The sequence below is a fragment of the Kribbella sp. genome (genome assembly GCF_035655035.1).
Lineage (GTDB): Bacteria > Actinomycetota > Actinomycetes > Propionibacteriales > Kribbellaceae > Kribbella.
In genome coordinates, this window is sequence record NZ_DASRVN010000607.1 from 1 (window position 1) to 7,656 (window position 7,656).

Consider the following 7,656-nt stretch of genomic DNA (forward strand, 5'->3'; position numbering starts at 1 on the left):
CGCCGCAGTCGACGATGGCGCCGCGCCCGGCCGTATCCAGGTCACGTTCACCGTCCACCAATGGTTCCGGGGCGGCACCGCCGACCAGGTCACCGTCACCGCCTACGCAACCGCCACCGGCCGTACGAGCGAAATCGCAGACCGAGCGACCTTCCGTCCCGGCACCAGGCTTCTCGTCTCCGGCGCGACCCAACCGGCGGCCCCGCCAATAGCCTGGTCCGGCTGCGGCTTCACCCGCCCGTACGACCAGGCAACAGCCGCCACCTGGCAGTCCACCCTGAAGCGATGACCGTGAGGCACGCCGGATGGATTCAAATGCGCTCGGTAATCTGATAGACACCCCCTTATGAGACTCCGCCCCAGCTCATTTCATCGTTCGTTGGTTGCCGGTGCGTTGGCGTTGACGGCTGTGCTGTCGGGGGCGCCGATTGCGCAGGCGGTGCCTGAGGCTGCTCCGGTGTTCAGGGGTGGGCCGGTTACCGGGTGTCTGGATCACTCGGTGGTCGGGACCGTCGAGGAGCAGCGGCTCAGCAGGGGGATCGACGGTGGGCCGTCGGTGCCGGCGGAGATCTTGCGACGGTCGGGGTTCGACCGGCAGGTGGCGGTGTTCGGGCAGTTGCTCTGCCGCGTGCCGAACTGGCAGGCGGCCGCGGCGCTCGTACGTACGCAGGGCGAGGCCTTGTGGCGTGCGGCGACGTACCGCGCTCAGCACGCGCCAAGCGCCCCAGACGCACTCCCCTCCACCGACGACCGTGGTCTGTACTGGGCGCGGATCTCGATGGCGCTCGCCCTCCGCCAATGGCAACCTGACTTCGGCCTAGGTACGGCGCAGCGAGCCGAGCTGATGCGGTCCTTCGAGTACGCCTCCCGCGGCATCACCAGCACCCGCTTCACCCCGGGCGTGCGGAAGATCCTCGTCACCGGGTTCGACCCGTTCACGCTGGACGCGGACATCCGGATCGGCAACCCCTCCGGAGCGAACGCGCTCACGCTCGACGGGCAGCGCTGGAAGGTCAACGGCACGACGTACGAGATCCAGACCGTGGTCTTCCCGGTGCGCTACCCCGACTTCGACCAGAACATGGTCGAGAACGCGCTCGCACCGCACTACCGCCCGGGTCCGCAGCGCGCCGACCTGGTGATGACCTCGAGCCAGGGCCGGGTCGGCATCTTCGACCTCGAGGTGTTCAACGGCCGCCGGCGTTCGGTCAGCTCGATCGGCGACAACAACAACCTCTGGGGCGGCGGCACGATCAGCGCCCCGGTCGTCTCCCCCAGCATGCCGGCCGGCCCGGAGTGGATCACGTCCAGCCTGCCGCTCGCGCGGATGGCGCAAGCCGACGTCGGGCCGTTCCGGACCCGCGTGAACACGTCTGTTCTCGAGATCCCGGCAGGCGAGACCACACCCGTACGGCGGCCCGACGGCCCCACGGCCGGATCGATCGCGTCCGAGGGCACGGGCGGCGGGTACCTGTCCAATGAAGTTGCCTACCGCAACACTCTGCAGCGCGACCTGCTCGACCCGTCGATGCCGGCCGGCCACCTGCATGTCCCGGTGCTGACCTTCGACCTGACGAACAAGACCGCGATCACGGACCCGACGTACGAGGCCAACCGGGACGCGATCGTCGCGGGCGCCCACGCGGTTCTCAAGGCCGCGCTGTGAATGATCAGAATACTGATCACCTGATCACTATTCTGATCATGTGACTTGAGGATTCTGGGGTTAGGTGCCCTCGAAGTCGGCCGGATAGCTTCCGCTGCATGAGCTTTCAGACAGCCGAAGAACTCGTTGCCGCACTGCGTGCCGGTGAAGTGACCTCCGCGGAACTGACCGACCAGGCGATCGCCCGGATCGAGCGGGACGACAAGGCGGTCAACGCGATCTGTGTGCCGGACTTCGACCGTGCGCGGGCCGCCGCGCACCGTGCCGATCAAGCACTGGCCCGCGGCGAGGAGCAGCCTCTGCTCGGCGTTCCGGTGACGGTCAAGGAGTCGTACGACGTCGCCGGGCTGCCCACGACCTGGGGGATGCCGCAGTACCGGGACTACACACCCGCTGAAGACGCGGTGCAGGTGTCGCGACTGAAGGCCGCCGGCGCGGTGGTGCTCGGCAAGACCAACGTGCCTCTGGGCCTGCAGGACATCCAGAGCTTCAACGAGATCTATGGCACCACCAACAATCCGTGGGACCACAGCCGTACGTCGGGCGGGTCCTCCGGCGGATCAGCAGCCGCGTTGGCATCCGGGTTCGGCGCGTTGTCGATCGGCTCCGACCTCGGCGGCTCGCTGCGTACGCCCGCGCATTTCTGCGGCGTCTATGCGCACAAGCCGACGCTCGGGCTGGCAGCCACCCGCGGCATGGTCCCACCGCCCGGGCCCGCCCTGCCGGCCGACCTCGACCTGGCTGTCGTCGGCCCGATGGCGCGCTCCGCCCGGGATCTCACGCTCCTGCTCGACGTCATGGCCGGGCCGGACCCGCTGACATCCGGCAAGGCGTACGACGTGACGCTGCCGCCCGCGCGCCACGAGCGGATCGACGACTTCCGGGTCCTGGTCCTCGACGAGCATCCGCTGCTTCCGACCGGGTCCGCCGTACGGGCCGCCGTGAACCGGGTCGCCGATGCGCTCGTCGACGGCGGCGCCGGGGTCGAGCGGCACAGCCCGCTGCTGCCGGACCTGACCGACGCCGCAACGCTCTACACGCAGTTGCTGATCTCCGGCACCGTCGCACGCTTTCCCACCGGATCGGCTGACCAGCTACGGGCGGAGCTGGACGCGGACGACCAAAGTCTGCATGCGACCCGTCTGCGGGCCATGGATTTCAGCCACCACGACTGGCTGGAGGCGAACCACCGCCGTGAGCTCCACCGCCACGCCTGGCGGCTGCTCTTCTCCGAGTTCGACGTCGTGGTGTGTCCGATCACGCCGACGCCCGCGTTCCCGCACGACCACACCGCCAATCTGCTGGAACGACGGATCGACATCGACGGCGCCCAGTACCCGTACTTCGACCAGGTCATCTGGGCAGGCCTCGCGACCATGCCCGGCCTGCCCGCCACCGCCGTACCGGCGGGCAGATCTCCCGAGGGTCTGCCGGTCGGAGTCCAGCTCATCGGCCCGATGTTCGAAGACCGCACCCCGTTGCGACTGGCCGAACTCCTCGAAAACAGGATCTCCTGACCGGTCGCGCCGTGATGCCGGTAAATGTCGACTCTTCGACATTCAGGTCCAGTCACGCGCGCACTAAAGTGATCACTGCGGCCCGACGGTGATCAGTATTGTGTTCAACCGCCGGCCAGGATGAGGGCGAAGGCTTCCACCACCGAGTCGACCTGGTAGTCGGCGACGGGAGTGTCCGTGGCGTTGTGATTGCCGACGCGGATTGTGCGCAGGCCGGCCGCGATGCCACCGGCGATGTCGTACGACGGGTGGTCGCCGACCATCCAGCCGCCCCGCAGCGACGTCCCGGTCCGTTCGGCGACCAGCTCGAAGATCCGCCGGTCCGGTTTGCGTACGCCGACCGCACCGGAAACGCACGCGTAGTCGACGGCCTTGTCGAGCTGCGTGTACTCCAGCTTCAGGTCCTGCTGGGCTGGGTCCCCGTTCGTCACCACCGCCACCCGCCAGCCGGCAGACCGAAGCGAGCCCAGGCCGTCGAGCACCTCAGGCTTCACCGAGGTGAACAACGGATGCTCCTCGTCGTACGACGCCACCAGTTCGTCAACCGGCGCCGCGAGCCCGAACCGCTCCCGCGCCATCCCGAACAACTCCGCCCGCGGCCGGAACCCACCGTTGTCATGAGCAACGAACCACTCGAGCGCCGTCTCGTCCAGCCCCTGACGGTCCACCCACCACCGCGCCCACCGCAGGAACGCGCCGTTGCGATCGATCAACGTGTTGTCCAGGTCGAAGCACGCCAACCGCCCCGTACCGACCTGCATTTCGGGAAGGGTCACGCTCAGACGTCGATGCGGTTCTCGTCCAACTCGTACGCGCCCTGGACGAGGAATTCCTTGCGTGGCGCGACGTCGTTGCCCATCAGCAGGTCGAAGACCTGGGAGGCGGCTTCGACGTCGTCGACGGTGATCCGGCGCAGGGTGCGGTGCCGCGGGTCCATGGTGGTCTCGGCCAGCTGGTCGGCGTCCATCTCACCGAGGCCCTTGTAGCGCTGCGGGGGCTCCTTCCAGCGGACGCCCTTCTTCATCAGCTCGGCGGTCTTCCGCTGGTACTCCGCGTCGCTGTAGGTGTACAGGTACTTGTCCTGCCCCTTCTTCGGGTTCGTCAGCTCGAACCGGTGCAGCGGCGGCACGGCGGTGTAGACCCGGCCGGCCTCGACCATCGGGCGCATGTAGCGGAAGAACAGCGTCGCGAGCAGCGTCCGGATGTGCGCGCCGTCGGAGTCGGCGTCGGCCATGAAGATGATCTTCCCGTACCGCGCCTGCTCGAGGTCGAAGGTCCGGCCGGAGCCGGCGCCGACGACCTGGATGATCGACGCGCACTCGACGTTCTTCAGCATGTCGCCGACGGACGCCTTCTGCACGTTCAGGATCTTGCCGCGGATCGGCAGCAGCGCCTGGAACTCCGAGCTCCGCGCGAGCTTCGCCGTACCGAGCGCGGAGTCGCCCTCGACGATGAACAGCTCGGACCGGTCGACGTCGTTGCTGCGGCAGTCCGCGAGCTTGGCCGGCAGTGCCGACGACTCCAGCGCGGTCTTGCGCCGCTGCAGCTCGCGGTGCTGGCGGGCGGCGACCCGGGTCCGGGACGCGGCGACGACCTTCTCCAGCACGGCGCGGGCCTGGGCCTTGAACTCGCGCTTGGTCGAGGTCAGGAACGACTCCAGCTCCGACTGCACGACCTTCGCCACGATCCGCGAAGCGGCCGGCGTACCGAGCACTTCCTTCGTCTGGCCGTCGAACTGCGGCTCGGCCAGTCGCACCGTGACGACCGCGGTCAGACCTTCGAGGACGTCGTCCTTGATGATCTCCTCGCCGTTCTTCAGCAGCCGGGTGCCGTCGAGGGCGTTGGTGAAGCTCTTCGACAGCGCCCGCTCGAACCCGGCGACGTGCGTGCCGCCCTTCGGCGTCGCGACGATGTTCACGAACGACCGCAGCTCGGTCTCGTAGCCGTCGCCCCAGCGCACCGCGATGTCGACCTCGAGGTCGCGCTCGACGTCGGTCGGGGTCATGTGGCCGGCCTCGTCCAGCATCGGCACGGTCTCGGTGAAGTGACCGGTTCCGGCCAGCCGGATCACCTCGGTGACCTTCTGGTCGGTGGCCAGGAACTCGCAGAACTCGCTGATCCCGCCGTCGTGCTTGAAGGTCTCCTCGGTGACCTCGTCGCCGCGCTCGTCGCGGATCACCAGCTCGAGCCCGGGCACCAGGAACGACGTCTGCCGCGCCCTGGTGACCAGCTCGTCGTAGTTGAAGGTCGCGTCCTTGGTGAAGATCTGCCGGTCCGCCCAGTACCGGATCCGGGTGCCGGTGACACCGCGCTTGGCCTTGCCGGCCTTGCGCAGCCCCTTCGACGGGGTGAACCCGGCAGCGGCGCCCTCGCCGTCGAACTCGCCCGCGACACCGCGCCGGAACGACGTCGTCCAGACCGTGCCGCCACGGTCGACCTCGACGTCCAGCCGCGCGGACAGCGCGTTCACCACCGAGGCGCCGACGCCGTGCAGACCGCCGGAGGCGTTGTACGACCCGCCGCCGAACTTGCCGCCGGCGTGCAGCTTGGTGAAGACCACCTCGACGCCGCTGAGCTTGGTCTTCGGCTCGATGTCGACCGGGATGCCGCGGGCGCGGTCCCGCACCTCGACCGAGCCGTCCTTGTACAGCACCACGTCGATCCGCTCGCCGTGCCCGGCCAGGGCCTCGTCGACGGCGTTGTCGATGATCTCCCACAGGCAGTGCATCAGGCCGCGGCTGTCGGTCGACCCGATGTACATCCCGGGCCGCTTCCGGACCGCCTCGAGTCCCTCGAGGACGAGCAGGTTGCGGGCGTTGTACGTCGGGTCGATCTCGGTACTGCGAGGCGTCGGGGCGGCCACAGGGCTCCTTCACTGGTTCACGCTCTTACAGGCACAGACTATGCGGCCCCACCCCCAAAACCGGGTAAGCGGGACATGCCCGGTGGGTACCGGAGCTACATGTCGCGGCAGATATCGATCCGGACTCGATTCGGAGTGGTGTACGACACTCCGAATCCGAGCAGACGGTGACGATTCCATGGCGCACAGTGAGAGTAGAAGCACCCCGCCTCCGTGACTCACCAGATTTCCGCCGTACCACGAAACGATTCCTCGTCAGCAAACGTCATACGGGAACAGGTGGTTCGTCTCACATCCGGACACGTTGTCCCCACCGGGAAGCGATCCGCATGTCAGGATGTTGCTATCTGGTGAGTACGGAACTAGATGAGATGAGGCCTCAATGACTACAGCACTCGCCCCGAGTTCGGCCCTGTCGGCCGCGGATCGTTGTGACCGCTGCGGTGCGCAGGCCTACGTCCGAGTCACCCTGACCAGCGGTGGGGAGCTGCTCTTCTGCGCCCACCACGGCCGGGAGCACTCGGAGAAACTGCGCGACATCGCGATCACGATCCACGACGAGACCGGTCGGCTCGAAGCCACCCCGACGATCACGGTGGACGACGAGCGGTAACCGACCAGGCAGTTTCCAAACGCGCCAACGACGGCGCCAAAGTCATGAAGGCTTCGATGGCGGCTCACTCGCGAGGGTGACCGCCATCCTTTCTGTTCACACCACAGGTACTTCGGGTCCCGGGCCGTGCCGGCGCAGCTCCTGCCAGGCCCGCGCCAACCGGGTGACGGCATCGTCGAGCACTTGCTCCGAGTACGCGAACGGCACCCGTAAGTAGTCGTCGTGCTCGCCGGTCGGGTCCATCGCCTGCCCGGCCACCACCTCGACACCGTGCCGCAGCGCCACCTGCGCGAAGACCCGCGCATCGGTGTCCGGCAGCCGGATCCACAACGCCGACCCGCCGATCGGTACAGACCACTCCCACTCCGGCAGCCGTTCGGTCAGCAACTCCCCCATCAGCTTCTTCCGTACGGTCGCCACCCGCGCCCGCGCCGCCGTCAACTCACCGAGCCGCGGCAGCAACCGCGCCGTCAGCGCCTGGTCGATCACCGGGCTGCCGAGATCGGCCAGCGCCTTGTGCCGCGCCAGCCGTTCCGCCAACGGCCGCGACGCCCGGATCCAGCCGATCCGCAGACCGCCCCACACCGCCTTCGACACCGACCCGATCGTCAGTACCTCGGCATCGTCCGGCCCGTACGCCGCGAGCGGTGGCGGGATGGACGGTCCGGACGGGTCCCACGCCGAGTACGCGTTGTCCTCGACGACCACGACCCCGCGCCGCGCGGCGAGTTCGGCCACCTGCCGCCGGCGCGCCGCGGACATCAACCGCCCGGTCGGGTTGTGGAACGTCGGCATCACGAACAGCATCGCCGGCTGGTGCTCGGCGAATACCGCGTCGAGCAGGTCGGGCCGGATCCCCGCGTCGTCCAGCGGTACGCCGACCACCCGCCCGCCGGCCGCGCCGAACAGGTCGAAGCACCCCGGCCAGCTCGGCTGCTCGATCGCGACCGCGGCACCGCTACGGAGGTACATCTGCGTGACGAGCGCGATCGCCTGA

General features: G+C 68.4%; 7 protein-coding genes. 4 read left to right on the forward strand and 3 right to left on the reverse strand.

What is annotated here, in order from left to right; all coding sequences use genetic code 11:
- The 3 genes from VFF46_RS32060 to VFF46_RS32070 all read left to right on the forward strand — a co-directional run.
- Positions 1 to 289, forward strand: a 289-nt coding sequence (locus VFF46_RS32060) for a hypothetical protein (protein ID WP_325040984.1), incomplete at its 5' end; no start/stop codon positions are given.
- 210 nt (positions 290 to 499) lie between these two features.
- Entirely contained in the window at positions 500 to 1,666 is a 1,167-nt protein-coding gene (locus tag VFF46_RS32065) for a hypothetical protein (RefSeq protein ID WP_325040985.1), read from the forward strand.
- 98 nt (positions 1,667 to 1,764) lie between these two features.
- A complete protein-coding gene (locus VFF46_RS32070) occupies positions 1,765 to 3,183 on the forward strand; it encodes an amidase (protein WP_325040986.1) in 1,419 nt (472 codons plus the stop codon).
- Positions 3,184 to 3,287: 104 nt separating this feature from the next.
- On the opposite strand, the gene VFF46_RS32075 is transcribed toward VFF46_RS32070, so the two are convergent.
- Both VFF46_RS32075 and VFF46_RS32080 read right to left on the reverse strand, forming a co-directional pair.
- Entirely contained in the window at positions 3,288 to 3,944 is a 657-nt protein-coding gene (locus VFF46_RS32075) for an HAD family hydrolase (RefSeq protein WP_325040987.1), read from the reverse strand.
- Positions 3,945 to 3,961: 17 nt separating this feature from the next.
- Positions 3,962 to 6,046: a DNA topoisomerase IV subunit B gene (locus VFF46_RS32080; RefSeq protein ID WP_325040988.1), complete on the reverse strand. Its 2,085-nt coding sequence runs from the start codon at positions 6,044 to 6,046 to the stop codon at positions 3,962 to 3,964.
- 382 nt (positions 6,047 to 6,428) lie between these two features.
- Here VFF46_RS32080 and VFF46_RS32085 point away from each other — a divergent pair, with 382 nt between their 5' ends.
- Positions 6,429 to 6,659, forward strand: coding sequence for a DUF7455 domain-containing protein (locus VFF46_RS32085; protein ID WP_141860924.1), 231 nt, complete (start codon positions 6,429 to 6,431; stop codon positions 6,657 to 6,659).
- Positions 6,660 to 6,755: 96 nt separating this feature from the next.
- Here VFF46_RS32085 and VFF46_RS32090 read toward each other — a convergent pair.
- The coding region (locus tag VFF46_RS32090; RefSeq protein ID WP_325040989.1) for a PLP-dependent aminotransferase family protein at positions 6,756 to 7,656 on the reverse strand (901 nt) is incomplete at its 5' end.

What these genes read in the sequence shown, in the direction of transcription:
- VFF46_RS32070 (WP_325040986.1), top strand. Translation starts at nt 1,765, where the DNA reads ATGAGCTTTCAGACAGCCGAAGAACTCGTTGCCGCACTGCGTGCCGGT.
- VFF46_RS32075 (WP_325040987.1), bottom strand. Translation starts at nt 3,944, where the DNA reads ATGCAGGTCGGTACGGGGCGGTTGGCGTGCTTCGACCTGGACAACACG.
- VFF46_RS32085 (WP_141860924.1), top strand. Translation starts at nt 6,429, where the DNA reads ATGACTACAGCACTCGCCCCGAGTTCGGCCCTGTCGGCCGCGGATCGT.